This is a genomic window from Streptomyces cynarae, assembly GCF_025642135.1.
Taxonomy (GTDB): Bacteria; Actinomycetota; Actinomycetes; order Streptomycetales; family Streptomycetaceae; genus Streptomyces; species Streptomyces cynarae.
On sequence record NZ_CP106793.1, the window covers coordinates 2963592 to 2985614 of the forward strand.

A 22023-nucleotide genomic window follows, 5' to 3' on the forward strand; every position below is an offset into this window, starting at 1 on the left:
GGTGGTGGCACCACCAGACACCGACGGGGGGATCCGTACGTGCCCGAGGACGCGCTGAAGAGCCATCGGCTGCGGGAGTTGCGCGAGTTCCTGATGAGCAGGCGCGCCCGGGTCACCCCGGCGGAGGCCGGACTGCCCGCCGGCGGGCCGCGGCGCCGTACGCCCGGTCTGCGCCGCGAGGAGGTCGCCGTGCTGGCCGGGGTGGGCATCTCCTGGTACCAGTGGCTGGAGCAGGGGCGGGACATCTCCGTCTCCCCGCAGGTACTGGACGCTGTGGCGCGGGTGCTGCGGCTCAGCAACGCGGAGCGCCGGCATCTGTACGTCCTGGCCGGGCTGAACCCGCCCGCGCCCGAACCGGCGCCCGACCACGGCTGCGAGGGCATGCGGCGGCTGATCGACGCCTGGATGCCGTATCCGGCCCACATCATGGACCGGTACTACAACTGCGTGATGTACAACGACGCCGCGGGCTGGGTGCTCGGGATGCGGCCCGAGATCACGCAGAACTGCATCGTCGACTTCTTCACCGACCCGCTGTACCGCTCCCGCTCCCACAGCTGGGAGCAGAACGCGCACACGGTCGTCGCACAGTTCCGGGCGATGTGCTCGGACAACCCCGACGACGAGGGGTTCCGGGCGGTGCTGGCCGAACTCAAGGCGGTGAGCCAGGAGTTCACCGCGCTGTGGGAGCGGCGGGACATCAAGGACGCCGGGGTGATCCGCAAGGAGCTGGACCATCCGCTGGTGGGGCTGCTGTGCGTGGAGTCGACGGCGCTGAAGGTGCCGGCGCGGCCCGACCTGACGATCGTGCTCCACACCCCGCTGGAGGAGGCGAACACCACGGCGAAGCTGGAGTGGCTGGCCTCGCCGCAGGGCAGGCGCGGGGCGATGTATCCCGTGGCGGGATGACCTCGGCGTCGTTCCGTCACGGGACGACTTCGACGGGACCCCGTCGCGGGACGACCTCGACGGTGTAGCCCGTTGCGCGCTGACCGCGGCCGCTCTTCGTATGCTCGTGGCATGACCGACAGCAATGCGCTCGACCCCGAGGACCGCAAGATCGTCACCCTGGCCCGTTCCGCGCGGGCCCGCAACGGCGTGCCCGAGGGGGCCGCGGTGCGGGACGAGACCGGACGGACGTACGTCGCCGGGACCGTAGCCCTCGAGTCGCTGAAGCTGAGTGCCCTGCAGACGGCGGTGGCCATGGCGGTGGCCTCGGGCGCGAAGTCGCTGGAGGCGGCTGCGGTCGTCACGGAGGCCGAGGTCGCGTCCGCGGAGGACCGTGCGGCCGTACGGGACCTCGGCGGGCCTCGGACGCCTGTGCTGGTGGCCGGGCCGGACGGGACGGTTCGCGTCACGGTGACCGCGGGCTGAGGGATCGCGCACGGCCGGACGGAGAAAACTGACGGCCCGTCAGTCCACTTGCCGCATCTCCATTGACTTCTCACACAACCCGCACGTCAATGGCCCCCTGTCGGCGCAGAAGAGCCGCTGCGCCCGAAAACCACCTAGGGGGCCGTCATGGCTTTACCGACTCGAAGACGCCGCTGGGCCTCGATACTCACGGTGACCGCCCTCGCGGTCGCCGGCGGGGGTGCCCTGGCCTGTCCGGCCGGCGCCGCACCGCAGCAGGTGGACTTCCCCACCCACTGCATTCCGCCCGCGGTCGCGGGCATCCCCCCGATCGACGGCACCACCACCGCGAAGATCACGGTGGACAACGCCAGTCCCAAGGTGGGCGACACGGTCACCGTGACCTACACGGTGGTCCAGGCCGCCGCGAGCAATCCCACCGACCTGGCCCTGCCGGCCGACATCATGACGCCGACCGGAAAAGTGTCCCTCGGGGGCGCCCAGACCGGTGACGTCACCGTCGCCGGGCCGAAGAAGAACCCGCCTGTGCCGGGGAAAGCGGCCTTCCCGTCCTTCTCCATGACCGGAACGTTCACCGTCACCAGGGCCGGCCAGATCACCCTCTCGCCGGGCGACTACAACATCCACACCAGCTACATCCTCGAGCTGGACACCCCGTGCACGGTCACCAACCCGCCCGCCCCGGTTTCGGAGACCGTCACGGCGACCGACGGCACCCCGGCCAACACCCGGGCCATCTCGCTGAGTTCGGCATCCGGTGACCCGGGCGCCAGTGTCACCGTCAGCGGCAGCGACTTCACGCCGGGCGCGACCGTCACCCTGGCCGGGCGGGCCGGGGGCATCCCGACCACGGACACCGCCACCGTGACCGCGAACTCCCAGGGCTCCTTCAGCGGTTCGCTCGTCGTCAACGACAGAGCCACGACCGGGATCGTGGCCTACGAGGGCAGCTCCTGGAGCCAGGACAAGGGCGCGGGCCCGGCGGCGTACGCGGTCAACGACAACGCGCCCGTCCCGGCCGGCAGTCAGAAGCTGACCACCACCGTCAAGGCGGGCACCCTGTCCATGTCCCACGCCGGGGACGCCGTGGCCCTGGCGGCGGTGGACTTCGGCAAGGGAGGGACCTCCGCCGGGAAACTCCAGACCGTGACCGTGCAGGACTTCCGCGGGGGTCCCGCCGGCTGGTCCCTGACCGGCAAGGTCACGAACTTCACGGGGCCCGCCGGCAAGATCGACGCCGGGAGGCTGAACTGGACCCCTGCCTGCGCGACCGAGCCGGGCAGCCCGAGCACCTGCAAGGCCGGCTCGGCAGGAGCCGTGGGCACGTCGGGGGCGACCCTCGCGTCGACGTCCGACGGCACGCTCACCGGCGGCGAGTTCACCGTCGACGCCGGGCTGTCCCTGGACGTACCGGCGTTCACGCCTCCGGGCTCGTACTCCGGTGTGCTCACCCTGACGCTCGCCTGAGCGCAAGGGCGTCCGCACCCGCCCGTTCCCCTGTCCCTCGTCCGTGGGGGTCCGCACCCATGCGCAAGCTGTACGTCCTCCTCCTGGGCCTCGCGCTGGCATGGCGAACCACGCCCGCGCACGCCGCCGACAACGGCAGCTGGTCCGTCTACCCGGTCGCCTCGAAAGTCGCCGCGCGGCCGTACTTCTACCTCTCCGCCGACCCCGGCCAGACCCTCAGCGACAAGGTCGCCGTCCAGAACAAGACCGGCAAGCCGCTCACCTTCCGGCTCTACGCGGCCGACGCCTACAACACCGTGCGCGACGGCGGCTTCGCCTTACGCACGCCGGCGGAACGGATGCTGGCGGTGGGCGCCTGGGCGAGGCCCGCGCAGTCCCGGATCACCGTGCCCGGGCACAGGACCGTCACCGTGCCCTTCACGCTGCAGGTGCCCGAGGGTGCCGAACCCGGCGACCACCCGGGCGCGATCGTCGCGCTCGACGAGCAGCCGACCCCGGGCAGCGGCAAGCTGGCGCTCGGTGTGCAGCGGGCCGTCGGCGCCCGTGTCTACCTCCGCGTCGGCGGACCCACGCTGCCGGCGATCGCCGTGGAGGACGTCCGCCTCACCCACCGGCAGCCCCTGGTCCCCGGCCTCGGCGACAGCACGGCGACGGTCTCCTACACCCTGCACAACACCGGCAACGTCACCCTCGCCCCGAAGGTGGAGCTGCGGGCGACGGGCCTGTTCGGCCGGACGCTCCTGACGCGCTCCCTGTCGCGGATCCCCTCCGAGCTGCTGCCCGGTCAGCGTGTGCGGTTGTCCGAACCATGGCGGGACGCGCCCCAGTTCGACTGGGGCGACGTCACGTTGACGGCGAGCGCGAAGGACACGCGCGAGTCGGCGAGCGCCTCGTTCTTCGCGCTGCCGTGGCTGGTGGTCGCGGCCGTGTTCGCCGCGGGGGTCGTGGCGGGAGCGTCGGCGGTCAGAGCGCGTCGGGGCCGCGTTCGCCCGTCCGTACGCGTACGACCGTCTCGACCGGCAGTGCCCAGACCTTCCCGTCTCCGATCTTCCCCGTCTGCGCGGCCTTCACGATCGCGTCGATGACGGCGTCGGCGTCCGCGTCCTCCACCACGACTTCGATCCGGACCTTGGGCACGAGGTCGACCCGGTACTCGGCCCCCCGGTACACCTCGGTGTGGCCGCGCTGACGGCCGTAGCCGCTGGCCTCGGTCACGGTCAGGCCGTGCACGCCGAGTTCCTGCAGGGCCGTCTTGACCGCGTCGAGGCGGAACGGCTTGACGATCGCGGTGATGAGCTTCATGCCTGGGTCGTGACCTTCTGGGTGGTTGCGGGGACGGAGTGGGCGACCGGGGCGCCGTGGCCCAGGACCCCGTGATCGTAAGCGGTCTCGGCGTGCACCGTAAGGTCCAGTCCGGTGTGCTCCTGCTCCTCGCTCGCGCGGAAGCCCATCGCCTTGTCGATCAGCTTGCCGATGCCGTACGTCACAGCGAACGCGTACAGCGCCACCACGACCACCGCGAGGAGCTGCTTGCCGAGCTGGGCGATCCCACCGCCGTAGAGGAGGCCCTCGGCCCCGCCGGTCATCTCCTTCACGGCGAACAGGCCGATGAGGAGGGTGCCGATGATGCCGCCGACCAGGTGGACGCCGACGACGTCGAGCGAGTCGTCGTAGTTCAGCTTGAACTTCCAGCTCACGGCGTACGAGCAGACGACGCCGGCGGCGAGGCCGACGACCAGCGCGCCGAGCAGGGACACCGTGCCGCAGGACGGGGTGATGGCGACCAGGCCCGCGACCGCGCCGGACGCCGCGCCCAGAGTGGTGGGGTGGCCGTCGCGCTTCTGCTCGACGAAGAGCCAGCCGAGCAGGCCGGTGCAGCCGGCGGCGAGGGTGTTGAGGAAGGCGGCCGCGGCGAGGCCGTTCGCACCGAGGGCCGAACCGGCGTTGAATCCGAACCAGCCGAACCACAGCAGACCTGCGCCGAGCATCACCATGGGCAGGTTGTGCGGACGCATGGCGTCCTTCTTGAAGCCCAGCCGCGGGCCGAGGACCAGGCACAGCGCCAGCCCGGACGCGCCGGAGGTGATCTCGACGGGCAGGCCGCCCGCGAAGTCGAGGGCGCCGAGCCTGTCCACGATCCAGCCGCCCGGACCCCACACCCAGTGGGTGACGGGAACGTATACGAGCAGGGCCCAGACGGGCACGAAGACCAGCCAGGCGCCGAACTTCGCACGGTCCGCGATCGCGCCGCTGATCAGGGCGGCGGTGATGATCGCGAAGGTGAGCTGGAAGGTGGCGAAGAGGAGGGTGGGCACGGTGCCGTGGAGGCTGTCCGGGCCGAGGCCCGCCATGCCCGAGTGCCTCAGTCCGCCGATGAGGCCGGCGAACGCGTCGTCACCGAAGGCGAGGGAGTAGCCGCAGGCCAGCCACACCACCGTGACCAGGGCGATCGACACGAAGCTCATCATCAGCATGTTGAGCACGCTTTTCGTGCGGACCATGCCGCCGTAGAAGAGGGCGAGGCCGGGGGTCATCAGCAGCACGAGGGCGGTGGCGGCGAGCAGCCAGGCGGTGTCGCCGGTGTCGATGTGGGGCGCGGCCAGGGTCACGGGCTCTCCTACGGTCCGGGGGCTCGTCCGAGGGTCACCGGCGCTCGTTTCCTGTTGCGTACAGGTGTGTTTCCGTGACGTTTCGTGTTGCGGGAAGGTTTCCGGAATCTCACCGGGATGCGCGCGGGGTCCGGGGCGCGGCAGGGCGTGCGGAGGGGCTCCGTGGATCAGGGAGAATGGGCGCCATGAGCGTGCGCACCCAGCCATCCGAGCCCACCGAGGCCGTCCACCGGGCGGGCTTCGCCTGTTTCGTGGGCCGTCCCAACGCGGGCAAGTCCACTCTGACGAACGCTCTGGTCGGGCAGAAGGTGGCAATCACCTCGAACCGGCCGCAGACGACGCGGCACACGGTGCGGGGCATCGTGCACCGACCGGACGCGCAGCTGATCCTGGTGGACACACCGGGTCTGCACAAGCCGCGCACGCTGCTGGGCGAGCGGCTGAACGACGTGGTGCGCACGACGTGGGCGGAGGTCGACGTGATCGGCTTCTGTCTGCCCGCCGACCAGAAGATCGGCCCCGGGGACCGGTTCATCGCGAAGGAACTGGCGGGGATCAGGAAGACCCCGAAGGTCGCGATCGTCACGAAGACGGACCTGGTGGACTCCAAGGCCCTGGCCGAGCAGCTCATCGCGATCGACCGGCTGGGTGAGGAGCTGGGGATCGAGTGGGCGGAGATCGTCCCGGTGTCGGCGACCGCGAACAAGCAGGTGGACCTGCTGGCGGACCTGCTGATCCCGCTGCTGCCGGAGGGGCCGGCGCTGTATCCCGAGGGCGATCTGACGGACGAGCCGGAGCAGGTCATGGTGGCGGAGCTCATCCGTGAGGCGGCGCTGGAGGGCGTCCGGGACGAGCTGCCGCACTCGATCGCGGTGGTGGTGGAGGAGATGCTGCCGCGCGAGGACCGGCCCGCGGACAAGCCGCTGCTGGACATCCACGCGAACGTCTACATCGAGCGGCCGAGCCAGAAGGGGATCATCATCGGTCCCAAGGGCAAGCGGCTGAAGGAGGTAGGCATCAAGTCCCGCAAGCACATCGAGGCGCTGCTGGGGACGCCGGTGTTCCTGGACCTCCACGTGAAGGTGGCGAAGGACTGGCAACGGGACCCGAAGCAGCTGCGGCGCCTGGGCTTCTGAGCGGTTCCCGCCCCCGCCGCCCCTGCCCTTCCCGTGCTTTAGGGGCTGCGCCCCCTTCGACTCCATCAGGGGGCTCCGCCCCCTGGACCCCCGCTCCTCAAGCGCCGGAGGGGCTGATTTTTCAGCCTGTCCGGGGATCCCCTGCTCGGGGGGCTGGGGGCAGCCCCCAGGTACGGGACCGGTAGGGGCGGCGGGGGCGAAACACGTCTTGCGCGGCCCCCGGCGGGTGGCGGGGTGGCGTCACCCAGGTCGGCGGAAGCCGATCGTCGGGACGGCACGGCGGCGCGGCCACGCTTCGATGTCCTCCTGCGGGACCAGGCCCTCCAGGAACGCGTAGCGGGTCAGGGCCGCCGGGTCCTGGCTCTCGTAGGACTGGACCTTGCGCCACCACGCCCCGATCTCCGACCAGTCGGGCGCCGACAGCGAGCCGCCGAACTCCTGGACGGACAGCGCCGCCGTCAGACCGGCGAAGGCGAGGCGGTCGGCCAGCGGCCACTCCGCCAGCGTGCCGGTCACGAAACCCGCCACGAAGACGTCACCCGCCCCCGTGGGGTCCAGTGCCTCCACGGCGATCGCGGGAACGCCCGCGCTCTCCCCGGTGCGCCCGTCCACGGCGTACGCCCCCTCCGCGCCGAGGGTGACCACGGCCAGCGGCACGTACTCGGTGAGCGCGTGCGCGGCGGCGCGCGGGCAGTCCGTGCGCGTGTACCGCATGGCCTCCTCGGCGTTCGGCAGGAACGCCTCGCAGTGTTCGAGGTCGGCCAGCGCCGCCGGGTCCCACGCCCCGGTCTCGTCCCAGCCGACGTCGGCGAAGATCCGTGTGCCCTGCTTCGCGGCCTCCGCGATCCACGGTTCACGCCTGCCCGGCGTCAGCGAGGCGACCGCGGCCCGGGCGCGCGGCGGGCAGTCCGGGGCGGCTCCTCCGGCGGCGGCTCATGACCGTGGGAGACCATGGTGCGCTCGCCCTCGTAGGCCATGGAGACGGTCACCGGGGAGTGCCAGCCGGGGACTTTGCGGGACGGCGAGAGGTCGATACCCTCGCCCTCCTTCAACTCGTCCCAGCAGTACTCGCCGTAGTGGTCGTCGCCGAAGGCCGCCGCCAGGCACGTCCGCAGGCCGAGGCGGGCCAGCGCGGTGGCCATGTTGGCGACGCCGCCGGGGCTCGACCCCATGCCCCGCGCCCAGGACTCGGTGCCGCGCACCGGGGCGGAGTCGAGGCCGGTGAAGATGATGTCGAGGAAGACGGTCCCCGTGAGGTAGACGTCCCAGGGCGGGTCGCCGGGCGCGCGCAGCGCGCCAAGGGGGTCGACGTGGGCGTGGTGGCGGTGTGGTCCCTCTCCGATGGACGCGGTCACGGTGCGCTCCCTGGCGTGGTGCTGATCCAGCCAGTGTGCACCAAGCGTCCCTCCGGGCGGGCCGGTCGCCCGCGCCCGCCCGGTCGGCGGTCGGCCGTCGGCCACCAGCGGACGCTCGTCCTGCGCCCGCCAGGTGCGCGGCCCGCTACCAGCGGGGCACCGTCGGCGTCACCCACCCCGGGTCCGCGACCCGCATCGCCGCCGCGTCGTCGCGCTCGCGCAGGCCGCCGTCGTCGGCGAGCCAGCGCTCGTGCAGCGCGGCCAGCCGATCGCGGTCCAGCGTGACGCCGAGCCCGGGCGCGTCGGGGACGGCGACCCGGCCGCCGGTGAAGGCGATGCGCTCGGTGATGACGTCCTCGGACTGCCACGGGTAGTGGGTGTCGCAGGCGTGGTGCAGGCCCGGCACGGTGGAGGCGACATGGGTCATCGCGGCCAGCGAGATGCCGAGGTGCGTGTTGGAGTGCATGGACACCCCGACCCCGAACGCACGGCAGACAGCCGCCAGTTCGCGCGTGTTGCGCAGCCCGCCCCAGTAGTGGTGGTCGGAGAGCACCACCTGCACGGCGCCCCGCGTGAACGCCTCCTTGATCTCGTCGAACGTGGTCACGCACATGTTGGTGGCGAGCGGCACTCCCGCCCGTCGCCCACCACCACCCTTGTCCGAGGCGCTTCGCGCCGCCCCTTTCAATCGCGCGGCGACCTCGGCCATGGCGGATGTGCCGAGGGCCGGGTCCTCCAGGTACTCGAGGACGTCGCGCAGTTCCTCGGCCACCTTCACGGAGGTCTCCACCGACCAGGCACCGTTGGGGTCCAGGCGCAGCGGATGCCCGGGGAACGCCTCGGCGAGCGCGCGGATCGCGGCGATCTCCTCATCCGGTGGGAAGACCCCGCCCTTGAGCTTGAAGGATGTGAAGCCGTAGCGCTCCTTGAACCTCCGTGCCTGTGTGACGACGCCCGCCGGGTCGAGTGCGGCACCCCAGTCGTCCTGCTCTGCCGCTACGCCCTCGGGGTGAGCGGCGTACTTGTAGAACAGGTACGCGCTGTACTCGACCTCGTCGCGCAGCTTGCCGCCGAGCAGCGCGTGCACGGGCAGCCCGAGCGCCTTGCCGAGCGCGTCGAGGCAGGCGACCTCGAAGGCGGACAGGACGGACAGGCGCAGCTTGTCGTTGGTCTGGACGCCGCGCAGCCCGCCGACGTCGAGCCGGTCGGAGGTCCGGGAGTCGTCGACGGCCACGTCCTCGGCGACCGTGAACAGGCCGTTCAGGTCGGACACCTGACGGCCGACCAGCTTGTCGGCGAGGGGCCGGGCGAGTTCCAGGTACTTGGTGTCGCCGTAGGTCTCGCCGACGCCGCTGGTCCCGTCGGCCGTCACCACCTCGACGATCAGCCGGGGCGTGTACGGCTGGTGGACGCCCTGGGTGTTGAGCAGGGGCGGGTCGGCGACCAGGATCGGGGTCAGCCGTACCTCGGAGACGGTCAGGTCGCGGGTCACAGGGCGGCTCCTACGAGGTCGAGTCCGGCGGTCAGCAGGTCCTTCAGTTCGGCCAGGTCGGCGGCCGACGGCTCGGTGAGCGGGGCGCGCACGGGTCCCACGGGGCGGCCGCGCAGCCGGGCGGCGGCCTTGACCAGCGACACGGCGTATCCGGGCACCCGGTCGCGCAGCGCGACGAGCGGGACGTAGAAGTCGCGCAGCAGTTTGTCCACCGTGGCGTGGTCTCCGGCGTGCAGCGCGGTGAAGAAGGCGTCCGCGATCTCGGGGGCGAAGGCGTGGACGGCGGAGGAGTAGGCCGGGACGCCCACGGCGGCGTACGCGCGGGCCTGGACCTCCGCGGTGGCGGCACCGTTGAAGAACAGGAAGCCCTCGGGAGCGGCGAGGGTGAGCCGTTGCAGCCGGTCGAGGTCGCTGTGGCCGTCCTTGAGGCCGATGACGCCGGGGATCTCGGTGATGCGCCGGAACGCCTGAAGGCCGTAGGCCACCTGGCCGCGCTGGTAGACGATCAGTGGCAGCCGGGTGCGGGCGGCGATGTGCTCCAGCTGGGCGACGAGCCCGTCCTGCGGGGCGGCGACGAGGTAGTGCGGCAGGACGAGCAGCGCGTCGGCGCCCGCATCCTCGGCGATCCGCGCGAACCGCACCGCCTGCGCCCAGCCGTATCCGACGCCCGCGACGACGGGCACGGCGCCTCCGGCGGCCTCCACCGCGGCGGTGACGACCTGCCCGTACTCGTCCTCGTTGAGGGAGAAGAACTCACCGGTGCCGCAAGCGGGGAAGACGGCGCCGGGGCCGGTGGCGAGCTGCGTCCCGACATGGGCGCGGAAGCCCTCGAGGTCGAGGGAGCCGTCGTCGTGGAAGCTCGTGAGCGGGAACGACAGGATCCCGCGCGCCATACCGTCCCGCAGCCGCCGTGCCACGGCCTCCGTGTCCGAACCGCCGCTCACCCTGTTCATCTCCCTGCCTGGATGTCATCCACGTATGAAGATGGAGGTTAGATACGCGAACGGACGCCGTCAATGCCCCGCACCGCGACCGGAGTGCCGCACCTCCCGCCGCATTACCATCACCGCATGTCCGACACAGGGGGCGTCCGCGAGGTGAAGTCGGCCGCGCGCACGGTGGAGCTGCTCGAGGTGCTCGCCGCGCGCGGCGACCGTCCGGCACGTCTGCAGGAACTGGCGGACGAGCTCGGCGTACCGCGCAGCTCGATGTACGCCCTGCTGCAGACCCTGATCTCGCGGGGCTGGGTGCGGACGGACGTCACCGGCTCGCTGTACGGCATCGGCATCCACGCGCTGCTGACGGGCACGAGCTACCTGGACTCCGACCCGCGTGTCCGCACCGTCCGGCCCTACCTGGACGAGGCGTCGGAGGCGCTCGGCGAGACGATCCACCTGGGACGGCTGGACGGCACGGACGTGGCGTATCTGGCGACGCGCGAGTCGCACGAATACCTGCGCACGATCAGCCGCGTGGGCCGGCGGCTGCCCGCGCACGCGGGCGCGCTCGGCAAGGCACTGCTGGCGGAACGGCCGGACGAGGCGGTGCCGCAGGGACCGTTCGAGCCCTTGACCGCCAACACGCACACCACGCGGGAGTCCCTGCTGACGGACCTCGCCGCCACGCGCGAGCGAGGCTATTCCATCGACCGGGAGGAGAGCGTCGTCGGCATCGCGGGCTTCGGCTTCGCCCTGCGCTATGACACCCCGGCACAGGACGCGATCAGCTGCTCGGTGCCGGTGGCCCGGCTGACGCCGGGTCACGAGGAGCGGATCGTCGCCGTGATGCGGGAGATCCGGGCCAGGATCGAGGGCATCACGGTGGGCGGTGCGGGCGCTCCGCACTGGCGCTGAGGGCGGTGGACGACCAAGAGAGCGATTCCCACTACCCGACGCCACCAGGACCAAACCGAAAGTGGCTCAGATCACACACTCCGCGCTTCTTCTCGAAACGCGTGCTTGATACAAATTCCCTGCACGTTCCTGTCGTTCGACGGACGGCGCCCCTCCCCCATTCTGAGCCGCTCTTTTCGCACGCCCTGGAACGCCCGTGTCCTCCCGCACCGCCCCGCCCTGGCCCCTCGTCGCCCTTTTCACGGCCGGGTACCTCGCCTCATACCTGCTGCCCACCACCGTCGGCAGGCTCGACTCCGGTCTCCCGCTCTCCGCCACCGAGGCCGGTTCCATCGGCAGTGCCCTGCTGCTGAGTTCGGCCACCGCCGGCTTCCTGCTCGCCGCGCACGTCCGGCGCATCGGCCCCCGCCGCCTCGCCCGCGCAGGGCTCCTGTGCGCCGCCGTCGGCTACGGCACGGCTGCCCTGAGCCACGGCATCCCCGTGGTCGTCGCGGGGGCGGTCGTCGGCGGGTTCGGGTCGGGGACGGTCACGACGGTCGCCGCGACCGGTATCGCCGCCCAGCGTGACCCCCACCGCTCCTCCACGCTCGGCCTGCTCGCGGTGTCCGCCCTCGCGGGCGCCGTCTACCTGACGGTCCCCCACCTCGGCCCGGGCCACGGCCTGCCGCTCGCCGCGATCGCGCTCACCGCGCTGCTGGTGTGGCCCGCGACCGCTCGCCTCACCTCCGACGGCCCGGCCACCACGGCCACCCGCGAGAGCGGCCGGCTCCCCCATCCGCGCTCAGGGCTGGTCCTGGCCGCCGGCATGCTGTGCTGGTCCCTCGCCCAGAACTCCCTCTGGGGCGTCAGCGGACGCATCGGCCTCACCCAGGCGCACCTCACGGAGGTCACCGTCGGCGCGGTCTTCGCGGTCGCGCTCGGCGCCGGATTGCTCGGCGTGATGGGCGCGGGCGCGCTCGGCCCGCGCCTCGGGCGTGCGCTGCCCATCGGCGCGGGCACCGCGCTCATCGCCGGCTGCATCGCGGTCAGCGCGTCCGCCACCGGGCTCGGCACCTTCGCGGCCGGCGAGATCGCCTGGAACACGCTCTACCCGATCGTGCTGTCGTATCTGATCGGCCTCGCCGCCTCCCTCGACGGGCGCGGCCGGTGGGCCGTCCTCGCCGGCTCCGCGTCCTCGCTCGGCACGGCGGCGGGCCCCCTGACCGGCAGTGTGCTGTCCGCGCAGGCGGGGTTCCCGGCGATGGGCGCGATCCTCGCCGCCGGGCTGCTCGCGATCGTGTTCCCGCTGTCCGCGGTCGCCCTGCGCACCGGGGGCCGCACGCTGCGGCCGGCCACGGTGCGCCGTGGGTGGGGATCCCCCCAGCGCGAAGAGCTCGGGGGCGGCGCACCGGTCGTGGAGGTGCCCGACGCCTACGAGAACGCGTACGCGTCCACCTCGGCGAGGTAGCGCGCCCGCCGTTCCTCGTCGTGCTCCAGGAAGGACGCGAGGAAGGAGTTGCGGGCCAGCTCACGCAGCCGCTCCTCGCCGAGCCCCAGGGACGCACGGACGGCGTCGAAGTTGTCGCCGGCGTAGCCGCCGAAGTAGGCGGGGTCGTCGGAGTTGACGGTGCACAGCAGCCCGGCGTCGAGCATGGCAGGCAGGGGGTGGGCCTCCAGGGTGTCGACGGCGCGCAGGCGGACGTTGGACAGGGGGCACAGGGTCAGCGGGATCCGCTCCCGCACGAGCCGCTCCACCAGCGCCGGGTCCTCCATGCAGCGCAGCCCGTGGTCGACGCGCTCGACACCGAGCACGTCGAGGGCCTCGGTGATGTACTCCGGCGGCCCCTCCTCACCGGCGTGCGCCACGCGCCTGAGGCCCAGGGCGGCGGCGGCCTCGTACACCTCGCGGAACTTGACCGGCGGATGCCCGACCTCGGCCGAGTCGAGGCCCACACCGGTGATCCGGTCGAGATACGGCCTCGCCGCTTCCAGCGTCTCCATGGCCGACTCGGCGGACTCGTCGCGCAGGAAGCACATGATCAGCTGGGTGGAGACGCCGTGGTTCTGCTCGCTGTGGCCGAGCGCGCGCCACAGCCCCTCCACCACCGTGCCCAGGTCCACGCCGCGGGCGGTGTGGGCCTGCGGGTCGAAGAAGATCTCGGCGTGCCGCACGCCCTGCGCGGCGGCGCGCGCGAGATAGGCGTTCGCGAGGTCCTCGAAGTCCCGCTCGGTGCGCAGGACGGCCATCAGCTCGTAATACAGGTTCAGGAAGGACTGGAGGTCCTGAAAGGCGTAGGCCGCGCGCAGTTCGCCGGTGTCGGCGTAGGGCAGCTTCACACCGTTGCGAGCGGCCAGCTCGAAGGCCAGCTCCGGCTCCAGGGTGCCTTCGATGTGCAGGTGCAGTTCAGCTTTCGGGAGGGGCATCGAAGCATCGTACGGGGGCTTTACCGCCGTTTCGGAACCGGCACCCGCATCAGGTCGTGCGCCACGGTCAGCTCTCCCTCGAACCCGGCGGCACGCGCCTGCCGTTCGAACTCTCCCCCAGACTCCGTCTGGGAGGTGCCCCCAGGCTCGGTGTAGCGCTGGCTGAAGTGGGTGAGGACGAGATGCCGCGCCCCGGCCTCCACGGCGACACGTCCGGCCTGTCCGGCCGTCAGATGGCCGTGCTCGTCGGCCAGTCGGGCGTCCTCGTCCAGGAAGGTCGACTCGATGACGAGCATGTCGCAGCCGTCGGCGAGGGCGTGGACGCCGTCACACAGCCGGGTGTCCATGACGAACGCGAACCGCTGCCCGCGCCGCACCTCGCTGACCTCCTCCAGCGACACGCCCCCGAGGGAGCCCTCCCGCTGCATCCGCCCGACGTCGGGGCCCTTGATGCCGTACGCCGCGAGCCGTTCGGGCAGCATGCGGCGCCCGTCCGGCTCGACGATCCGGTAGCCGTAGGACTCGACGGGGTGGGAGAGCCGGCGCGCCTGGAGCGTGTACGCGGGAGTCACCGCGAGGGGCCCGTCCGCGTCGACCGGCGCCTCGGTCAGGGAGACGGTCTCGCGGTACGCCGTCGCATAGCGCAGCCGCTCGAAGAACCGCTGTCCCGACTTCGGGTAGTGCGCGGTGATCTCGTGCGGCACCTGGTCGAGGTTGATGCGCTGGATGACACCGGCGAGGCCCAGCGAGTGGTCGCCGTGGAAGTGCGTGACGCAGATCCGGTGCAGGTCGTGGGCGGCGACCCCGGCGCGCAGCATCTGCCGCTGGGTGCCCTCGCCGGGGTCGAAGAGGATGCCCTCGCCGTCCCAGCGCAGCAGGTAGCCGTTGTGGTTGCGGTGCCGGGTCGGGACCTGGCTGGCGGTGCCGAGGACGACCAGTTCGCGTACGGACACGGCGCCTTACCCGGGGGGCCACTGCAGGCCGCGGCCGCCCAGGACGTGGGCGTGCGCGTGCCAGACGGTCTGGCCGGCGCCGCTGCCGGTGTTGAAGACCACTCGGTAGCTGTCGAGCTTCTCCTGCGCGGCGACCTCGCCGGCCTCGCGGAGCACGTCGGCGGTGATGGCCGGTTCGGCGGCGGCGAGGGCGGCGACGTCCCGGTGGTGCACCCGGGGGATGACCAGCACATGGGTCGGCGCCTGGGGGTTGATGTCCTGGAAGGCGACGGTGGTGTCGGTCTCCCGGACGATCGTCGCCGGGATCTGCCCCGCGACGATCTTGCAGAACAGGCAGTCGTCCTGCGGCTCTCCCGCCATGCGTGCCTCCTCACACGGACTGATCACTACGACGGCATGCTATCGGCACTCTCCACCCGCCCGCCCCGGAAGGCCGGGCGGGTGAAGGGCGTCCGCCCGCCCCTCCCGGAGAGGGGGCGGCGGATCACAGTGCGGGCAGCTCCGGGGGCTGTTTCGCCGGACGCTCCTCCAGTGCCGCCAGTGCCAGGCGGATCGCCTCGTCCAACTGCGTGTCGCGGCCCGCCGCGTGGTCCTGCGGGGCCTGGACCACCTCGACGTCGGGATCGACGCCGTGGTTCTCCACGTCCCACCCGTACCCCTCCATCCAGAAGGCGTACTTGGGCTGGGTCACCAGCGTGCCGTCGACCAGCCGGTACTTGCTGTCGATCCCGATGACACCGCCCCACGTCCGCGTCCCGACCACCGGGCCGATGCCGAGCGCCTTGATGGCCGCGTTGACGATGTCGCCGTCCGAGCCGGAGAACTCGTTGGCGACCGCGACGACGGGCCCGCGCGGCGCGTCCTCCGGGTAGCTGTACGGCCGTAGTCCGCGCGGCAGGTCCCAGCCCACGATCCGCCGCGCCAGCTTCTCCACGACCAGCTGGGAGGTGTGGCCGCCCCGGTTCTCCCGGACGTCCACGACCAGGCCCTCCCGCGCGACCTCGATCCGCAGGTCACGGTGGAGCTGCGCCCACCCGGAGCCCACCATGTCCGGCACGTGCAGATACCCGAGCCGCCCGCCCGACTTCTCGTGCACGTACGCCCGCCGGTCCGCCACCCACGCGTGGTACCTGAGCGGCTCCTCGTCGGCGATCGGCACGACGACGGCGTACCGCAGGTCACCCCCGCCCGCCGGCGAGACCGTCAGCTCCACCGGTTTGCCGGCCGTCCCGACCAGCAGCGGCCCGGGCCCGGTCACCGGATCCACCGGCCGCCCGCCGACCGCGACGATCGCGTCACCGGCCCGTATCGCCACCCCGGGCGCCGCCAGCGGTGCCTGGGCGTCGGGGTCGGAGGTCTCCGAGGGCAGCACCCGGTCGACGCGCCAACTTCCGTCCGTATGCCGGGAGATGTCGGCGCCGAGCAGTCCCTGCCGCCGGTCGTGGCCCGGGCCGTAGCCGTGGGGAAGGACGTACGCGTGCGAGGTGCCCAGCTCGCCCTGCACCTCCCACAGCAGGTCGACCAGGTCGTCGTGGGTGGCGACCCGGTCGAGCACCGGCCGGTAGCGCCCCAGTACGCCGTCCCAGTCGACGCCGCCCAGGTCGGGCCGCCAGAAGTTGTCCCGCATGATCCGGCCGGTCTCGTCGAACATCTGCCGCCACTCGGCCGCCGGATCGACGGTCTGCCGGACGCGCGACAGGTCGACGGTGATGTTCGCGTCGGAGTCGTCGTCGTTCGGGGCGCGCCGGTCGCTGGGGACGACCTTGAGCTTGCCGTCGGTCCACAGCAGCACCCGCTTGCCGTCGCCGGTGACCGAGAAGTGGTCGGCGTCCGAGGCGAGGTGCTCGATGCGCTGCTGGACGAGGTCGTACCGCTCCAGCTCGCTCCTGGGGTCGGGATCGTCGGGCGTGGCGCGGGAGGCGCCGAGGACGCCGCGCACCGGGTGCCGCAGCCACAGCACCCCGTCCTTGGCGGCGCGCAGCCCCGAGTAGCGCGCGGCCTCCACCGGGAACGGCACGATCCGGTCGGCGAGGCCCTCCAGGTCGACGCGGGTGGTCGGCGCGCCCTCGCTGTCGGGTGTCTCGTCCTTGTCGGGCGTCTCGAAGGGGCGGCCGTGCCGCTGGGGACCGAACGGGGAGGGGGTGGTCGCGGAGAGCGTGATCAGGTGCGGCCGGGAGCCGCCCACGAAGGCGAGGTCGAAGACGTGGTCGTCGTACACCGGGTCGAAGGAGCGCGCCGAGAGGAACGCGAGGTGCTTGCCGTCGAGGGTGAACGCGGGCGCGTAGTCCCGGAACCGCAGCGGGGTCGCCTCGGTCACCGACAGGTCGGCCGTGTTGGCGAGTTTCAGATGGCGCAGCGGGCGCGGTCCGGGGTGCGACCAGGCCAGCCACGCCGAGTCGGGTGCGAAGACGAGCCCGCTGACCTCGCCGTCCTCGCTGCGGTCGACCTCGCGCACCTCGCCGCTGTCCCGCTCGACCAGCAGCACCCGCCCGTCGTGCGCGGCGACGGCGACCTTGCTGCCGTCGGGCGACACCGCGAGCCCCAGCACCCGCCCGAGCTGCCCCGCGACGAGCCGTCGCGGGACGGCGCCGGGGGCGAGGCCGGTGGCGGGCGCGAACTCCAGCGCGTCGTCGCCCTCCGCGTCCGTCACCCACACCACCCACTCCTCGCCGTCCGCGCGGAAGGTGTGCGGTAGCCGGGCGCGCACGCCGTGCTCCGCGGCGAGCGCTCGGGCGGGCCCCGAGCGGTGGGTCACCCAGTGGACGGCGCCGCGCACCGGGACGGCACTGCCGCGCCCCGCGTGGTCGGGCGAGGCGGCCCCGAACCAGCGGGAGGCATCGACCGGATACGGCTGGAGGTCCACGCGCTGCCCGCCGAGCCGGATGTCGAGCGGCCTGGGCTCGGCGCCGTCGAGGTCGTCGAGGATCCACAGCCGGCCGGCGGAGGAGTACACGACCCGGGTGCCGTCGGTGGCCGCGTGGCGGGCGTAGAAGCCTTCGATCGGCGTGTGCCGTCGCAGGTCGGAGCCGTCGGCGAGCGACGAGTACAGCGCCCCGACGTCCTCGTGGTCAGAGAGGAAGACGATACGGTCCCCCACCCACGACGGGTACTCGATGTTGCCGTCCAAGTCCTCGTGCAGCCGTACGAACTCGCCGCCGCCCTCACGGTCGATCCACAGCTTGCCGGCCGTGCCGCCCCGGTACCGCTTCCAGAGGGCGGCCTCGCGGGCCCCGGCGGACAGCAGCACGGTGTGCGGCCCGTACGCGACCTCGCCGACGGGCCCGTACGGCAGCGTGGTGGCCGGTCCCCCGTCGAGCGGTACGGCGTGCGCCCAGGTGCGGCGCAGCGAGGCCTGACCGACCGTGCTCAGCGCGAGCACGTCTCCGTCGGGAGTCCAGCCGCGCACCTGGGTCTTCCAACTCCCCCAGTGGGTGAGGCGCTTGGCGGGCCCGCCGTCGATCGGCGCGATGTGCACCTCGGGGGCGCCGTCGCGGGTGGAGGTCCAGGCGACGGTCGTGCCGTCCGGGGAGATGCGGGGGTGGTTCACGGGTATGTTGTCGGCGCTGACCCGCCAGGCGCGGCCGCCGTCGAGCGGGGCGACCCAGACGTCGTCCTCGGCGGTGAAGGCGACCAACTCGCCGTGCAGATGCGGGAAACGGAGATACGCGGGCGATGCGGACTGAGTCACCAGGTCACCCTAAGCAGCCGGCGCGGTCCCGAACAGGGGGCTTCCCCACTTGCCTGCGTCGCATGCGTCCGTCACTTGCCCTGAACCGGCCAGCAGGTGGGGTCGCCCTGGCACCAGATGGTCCTGGTGACGGTGACCGTGACCGTGGGCCCGGGCCGCCCGGGGACGGTCGGGTCGCCGGCGGGCGGGCTGGGCGTGCTGCCCTGGCAGTCGCCGAGGCCGCTGACGTGGAACAACTCCTTGCCACCCACGGTGGCCCTGAGGTCCCCGCGGACGCACCTGCCGTCGACGGCGCGGGTGACACGGCCCTTGACGGTGATGTCCTTCCCGTCGTCCGTCTGCCCCTTGCAGTCGACGGTGACGACGGCGGTCTCGCTCGCCGAGGGCGCCGAGCCGGACGTTCCCCTCGTGCCGGCCCCGCCGCCGTAGTCGCCCGAGCAGCTCAGCCAGCGCACCTTCACATGCTGCCGCTGAAGCTCCTTGGTGGCGGTCTGGTCCGTGGTGTACGCCACCGCAGCGGAGCTGAGATCACCGGGTTGGCAGGCCACGGCTCCGCCCACGGCCACCACCGCGAGGCCGGTGACCGCGGCGAGCCGTCGTGACCCGGGCCGTCGCCCAATGCGCCGCAATGCCCCCATGAAGGGCAGCGTGCCACTCCCGCGGCGCAGACGGTAGAGCGCATACGGCCACGCGAGCGCCCCGCCGTCAGCCTCCCCGCGCCGTCAGCCGCGCAGCAGCAGCCACTGCTGAAGTTCCACCAGATTGCCCTCCGGGTCCTTGAGGTGGGCGACGCGCATGCGGTCGGTCATGGGGGCCGGGCCGTGCAGGAGGGTCGCGCCGCGGGAGGTGATCTCGGCGCAGTACGCGTCCAGGTCGTCCACGCGCAGTACCACCAGCGAGCGGTGGCCCGCGGCCTCGTCCCCCAGCTCGCCGAGGACCTCGGCCATCATCGCCCGGTCCTGGAGCGCGATGCCCGCGGAGCCGGTGGCCGGGCTGAACTTCTCGTACGGTCCGTCGGCCGCGCCCGACTGCGGCTTGAGGCCGAGGACGTCGGCGTAGAAGCGGTAGCAGGCCGGGAAGTCCGATACCAGCAGCCGCACTTGGGCGAGTTCCATGGCGTTCCCCCGGTGGCTCGATGGATCCGTTGGAGATCCGTGCGTCAGGACCAGCGGCCCGTGCGGCCGAGCAGCAGCGCGGCCGCCGCAGTGCCGGCGGTCGATGTACGAAGGACACTACGCCCGAGGACGTACGCCTTCGCACCCGCTTCCCGGAACAGCGCCAACTCCTCGGAGGAGACGCCACCTTCGGGCCCGACGACCAGCACGATCTCCCCCTCGGCGGGGAGTTGGGCGGTGGCGAGCGGCTCGCTGCCGTACTCGAAGTCCGAGTGGAGCACGGCGGCGAAGTCGGCTTTGGCGAGAAGTGCGGCAACCTGCCTGGTGGTCGCCGCGTCCGCGACCTCCGGGAAACGCACCCGGCGCGACTGCTTGCCCGCCTCGCGGGCGGTGGCCCGCCACTTGCCGAGCGCCTTCAGCCCGCGGTCGCCCTTCCACTGGGTGATGCACCGGGAGGCCTGCCAGGGGACGATCGCGTCGACGCCGACCTCGGTCATGGTCTCCACGGCCAGCTCACCGCGGTCGCCCTTGGGGAGGGCCTGGACGACGGTGATACGGGGAGACTCCGGAGGCTCCTCGTTCACCGGGTGCATGTGGACGACCAACCGGTCCTTGCCCTCGATGTCGACGACCTCGCACTCCGCCCACCGCCCGGCGCCGTCGGTCAGCACGACGGTCTCCCCCGGGCGCAGCCGCTTCACGGACACGGCATGGCGTCCCTCGGGACCGTCCAGGACGTACCGCCCTCCGGGACCGGCCCGGAAGTCCTCCACCACGAACACCGGCGCCGTCATCGTCCGGCACCCCCCGTCGACAACGCTGTCGCCGCCTGCTGAACCTCCGCGACCAGCACCTCCACCAGCCGGCCGGCGGGCAGGTCCCGCGCCAGTCGGTGGCCCTGGCCCGCCCACAGGGCCATTCCCTGGGCGTCACCGGCCTTGGCGGCCGCCTTGCGCAGGGGGGAGGTGAGGTGGTGGATCTCGGGGTACGCGGCGGGCGCGTAGGGGCCGTGTTCGCGCATGAACCGGTTGACCAGCCCGCGCGCCGGGCGTCCGGAGAAGGCCCGGGTCAGCTCGGTGCGGACGAAGTGGGGGTCGGTCAGCGCCTGCTTGTGCGCGGGGTGGGCGCCGGACTCGGGCGTGGCGAGGAACGCGGTGCCGAGCTGGGCGGCGCTCGCGCCCGCGGCGAGGACGGCGGCGATCTGGCTGCCGCGCATGATGCCTCCGGCGGCGACGATCGGAATGCTCACGGTCTCGCGGACCTGGGCGAGGAGCGAGAGCAGCCCTATGCCGGCGCCGTCGTTCTCGTGACTGTCCCGGTGGGTTCCCTGGTGGCCGCCGGCCTCGACGCCCTGCGCGATCACCGCGTCGGCGCCCGCCTCCTGCACGGCCAGGGCCTCCTCGGCGGTGGTCGCGGTGACCAGGGTGAGGGTGCCCAGGCGCCGCAGGGACTCCAGGACGTCCGGGGCCGGGACTCCGAAGTGGAAGGAGACCACGGGGACCGGGTCGTCGAGGAGGACGGCGAGTTTGGCGTCGTAGCCGTCGTCACGGCCGCTGTCGCGGTCGCCCAGCTCGGTCTCGTACCAGGTGGCCTCGCCGGCGAGCTGGTTGGCGTACACCTCGACGGCGGCCGGGTCGGCATACTCGGGCTGCGGCATGAAGACGTTCACGCCGAAGGGGCGGTGGGTCAGCCCGCGGAGCTGCTTGATCTCCTGGTACATCCCGTCGGCGGTCTTGTACCCGGCGGCGAGGAAACCCAGGCCGCCGGCCTCGGACACGGCGGCGGCGAGCTGCGGCACGGAGGCGCCGCCCGCCATGGGGGCCTGCACGATCGGGTGCGGGGAGAGATCGGTCAGGGAGGACATGACGGCATGTTGTCACGTCTTTCGAACGAGTCCGAATCCACCGGTCCCGTTGCATACGCGGGAGGAATGAGGACAGTCCGATGGCAGCCCGGGACGGTGGAAATCAGCCCGTCTGGGGGTCCCCCCTGCTCGAAGAGCTTGGGGGAGTTTGAGGACGAGGCCGTTCAGGCCGAAGGGGGGTCTGGGGGCGCAGCCCCCCAGGGACGGCCACCCCGGCGCCGGATGCCCATCCGACGCCGGGTACCCGACACCGTCAGCGCCCGTTGAACGCATCCTTCAACCGAGAGAACAACCCCTGCTGCCCCGGCTGACTGTGCCCGCCCGGGGGCCAACCCCCGGACCCCCGGCCCACGCCAGCGCTCACCTCAACGCCCGTTGAACGCATCCTTCAACCGAGAGAACAACCCCTGCTGCCCCGGCTGACTGTGCCTACCCGGGGGCCAACCCCCGGACCCCCGGGCCCCCAGCGCTCACCTCAACGCCCGTTGAACGCATCCTTCAACCGAGAGAACAACCCCTACTGCCCCGGCTGACTGTGCCTACCCGGGGACCAACCCCGGACCCCCGGCCCACGCCAGCGCTCACCTCAACGCCCGTTGAACGCATCCTTCAACCGAGAGAACAACCCCTACTGCCCCGGCTGACTGTGCCTACCCGGGGACCAACCCCCGGACCCCCGGCCCACGCCAGCGCTCACCTCAACGCCCGTTGAAC

The 22023-nt window shown here is 72.4% G+C and carries 18 protein-coding genes and 2 pseudogenes; 7 read left to right on the top strand and 13 right to left on the bottom strand.

The genetic code is table 11. From position 1 onward, the window contains the following. Nucleotides 1–39 precede the first annotated feature (39 nt). From N8I84_RS13860 to N8I84_RS13875, 4 genes and pseudogenes are all read left to right on the top strand, one after another. A complete protein-coding gene (locus N8I84_RS13860) occupies nt 40–909 on the top strand; it encodes a helix-turn-helix transcriptional regulator (protein ID WP_263229828.1) in 870 nt (289 codons plus the stop codon). A gap of 111 nt (nt 910–1020) precedes the next feature. Beyond that, nucleotides 1021–1374, top strand: a complete 354-nt coding sequence (locus N8I84_RS13865; RefSeq protein WP_263229829.1) for a cytidine/deoxycytidylate deaminase family protein — start codon at nt 1021–1023, stop codon at nt 1372–1374. Nucleotides 1375–1521: 147 nt separating this feature from the next. Then, nucleotides 1522–2841, top strand: coding sequence for a beta-xylosidase (locus N8I84_RS13870; protein ID WP_263229830.1), 1320 nt, complete (start codon nt 1522–1524; stop codon nt 2839–2841). A 59-nt stretch (nt 2842–2900) separates the two neighbouring features. Continuing rightward, nucleotides 2901–3908, top strand: a pseudogene (locus tag N8I84_RS13875) (WxL protein peptidoglycan domain-containing protein); the annotation flags it as partial. Here the strand turns inward: N8I84_RS13875 and N8I84_RS13880 are convergent. Both N8I84_RS13880 and N8I84_RS13885 read right to left on the bottom strand, forming a co-directional pair. Next, nucleotides 3805–4143, bottom strand: coding sequence for a P-II family nitrogen regulator (locus N8I84_RS13880; RefSeq protein ID WP_200417310.1), 339 nt, complete (start codon nt 4141–4143; stop codon nt 3805–3807). The pseudogene N8I84_RS13875 and the gene N8I84_RS13880 sit on opposite strands and share 104 nt — an antisense overlap. Then, nucleotides 4140–5450, bottom strand: coding sequence for an ammonium transporter (locus tag N8I84_RS13885; protein ID WP_313884252.1), 1311 nt, complete (start codon nt 5448–5450; stop codon nt 4140–4142). The genes N8I84_RS13880 and N8I84_RS13885 overlap by 4 nt, the downstream gene beginning before the upstream one ends. Before the next feature lie 185 nt (nt 5451–5635). On the opposite strand from N8I84_RS13885, the gene era reads away from it, so the two are divergent. Next, a complete protein-coding gene (gene era, locus N8I84_RS13890) occupies nt 5636–6586 on the top strand; it encodes a GTPase Era (protein ID WP_200417311.1) in 951 nt (316 codons plus the stop codon). A gap of 240 nt (nt 6587–6826) precedes the next feature. Here the strand turns inward: era and N8I84_RS13895 are convergent. The 3 genes and pseudogenes from N8I84_RS13895 to N8I84_RS13905 form a co-directional block, all read right to left on the bottom strand. Next, nucleotides 6827–7941: pseudogene (locus tag N8I84_RS13895) on the bottom strand (carbohydrate kinase family protein). Between the two features lie 145 nt (nt 7942–8086). Then, nucleotides 8087–9433: a glucarate dehydratase family protein gene (locus N8I84_RS13900; protein WP_263229831.1), complete on the bottom strand. Its 1347-nt coding sequence runs from the start codon at nt 9431–9433 to the stop codon at nt 8087–8089. After that, nucleotides 9430–10386, bottom strand: coding sequence for a 5-dehydro-4-deoxyglucarate dehydratase (locus tag N8I84_RS13905; RefSeq protein WP_263229832.1), 957 nt, complete (start codon nt 10384–10386; stop codon nt 9430–9432). The genes N8I84_RS13900 and N8I84_RS13905 overlap by 4 nt, the downstream gene beginning before the upstream one ends. Nucleotides 10387–10503: 117 nt before the next feature. On the opposite strand from N8I84_RS13905, the gene N8I84_RS13910 reads away from it, so the two are divergent. Next, the gene (locus tag N8I84_RS13910; protein ID WP_263229833.1) at nt 10504–11286 is read left to right on the top strand and encodes an IclR family transcriptional regulator; all 783 of its coding nucleotides are present in this window, start codon (nt 10504–10506) and stop codon (nt 11284–11286) included. Nucleotides 11287–11482: 196 nt separating this feature from the next. Then, a complete protein-coding gene (locus N8I84_RS13915) occupies nt 11483–12733 on the top strand; it encodes an MFS transporter (RefSeq protein WP_263229834.1) in 1251 nt (416 codons plus the stop codon). Here the strand turns inward: N8I84_RS13915 and N8I84_RS13920 are convergent. The 8 genes from N8I84_RS13920 to N8I84_RS13955 form a co-directional block, all read right to left on the bottom strand. Next, on the bottom strand, nt 12697–13689 hold the full coding sequence (locus N8I84_RS13920; RefSeq protein ID WP_263229835.1) for an adenosine deaminase: 993 nt from the start codon (nt 13687–13689) through the stop codon (nt 12697–12699). The genes N8I84_RS13915 and N8I84_RS13920 overlap by 37 nt on opposite strands. Before the next feature lie 20 nt (nt 13690–13709). Then, nucleotides 13710–14642, bottom strand: a complete 933-nt coding sequence (locus N8I84_RS13925; protein ID WP_263229836.1) for a ribonuclease Z — start codon at nt 14640–14642, stop codon at nt 13710–13712. A gap of 6 nt (nt 14643–14648) precedes the next feature. Continuing rightward, nucleotides 14649–15002 carry a histidine triad nucleotide-binding protein gene (locus N8I84_RS13930; protein WP_263229837.1) on the bottom strand — a complete coding sequence of 118 codons (354 nt, stop codon included), beginning with the start codon at nt 15000–15002 and terminating at the stop codon, nt 14649–14651. 124 nt (nt 15003–15126) lie between these two features. Further along, entirely contained in the window at nt 15127–18330 is a 3204-nt protein-coding gene (locus tag N8I84_RS13935) for a S41 family peptidase (protein WP_263229838.1), read from the bottom strand. 71 nt (nt 18331–18401) lie between these two features. Continuing rightward, entirely contained in the window at nt 18402–18968 is a 567-nt protein-coding gene (locus tag N8I84_RS13940) for a hypothetical protein (protein ID WP_263229839.1), read from the bottom strand. 84 nt (nt 18969–19052) lie between these two features. Beyond that, the gene (locus N8I84_RS13945; RefSeq protein ID WP_263229840.1) at nt 19053–19445 is read right to left on the bottom strand and encodes a VOC family protein; all 393 of its coding nucleotides are present in this window, start codon (nt 19443–19445) and stop codon (nt 19053–19055) included. Nucleotides 19446–19489: 44 nt separating this feature from the next. After that, complete coding sequence (locus tag N8I84_RS13950) at nt 19490–20239, bottom strand: 16S rRNA (uracil(1498)-N(3))-methyltransferase (RefSeq protein WP_263229841.1); 750 nt, start codon at nt 20237–20239, stop codon at nt 19490–19492. Then, complete coding sequence (locus tag N8I84_RS13955; protein ID WP_263229842.1) at nt 20236–21309, bottom strand: nitronate monooxygenase; 1074 nt, start codon at nt 21307–21309, stop codon at nt 20236–20238. The genes N8I84_RS13950 and N8I84_RS13955 overlap by 4 nt, the downstream gene beginning before the upstream one ends. Nucleotides 21310–22023: the final 714 nt, after the last annotated feature.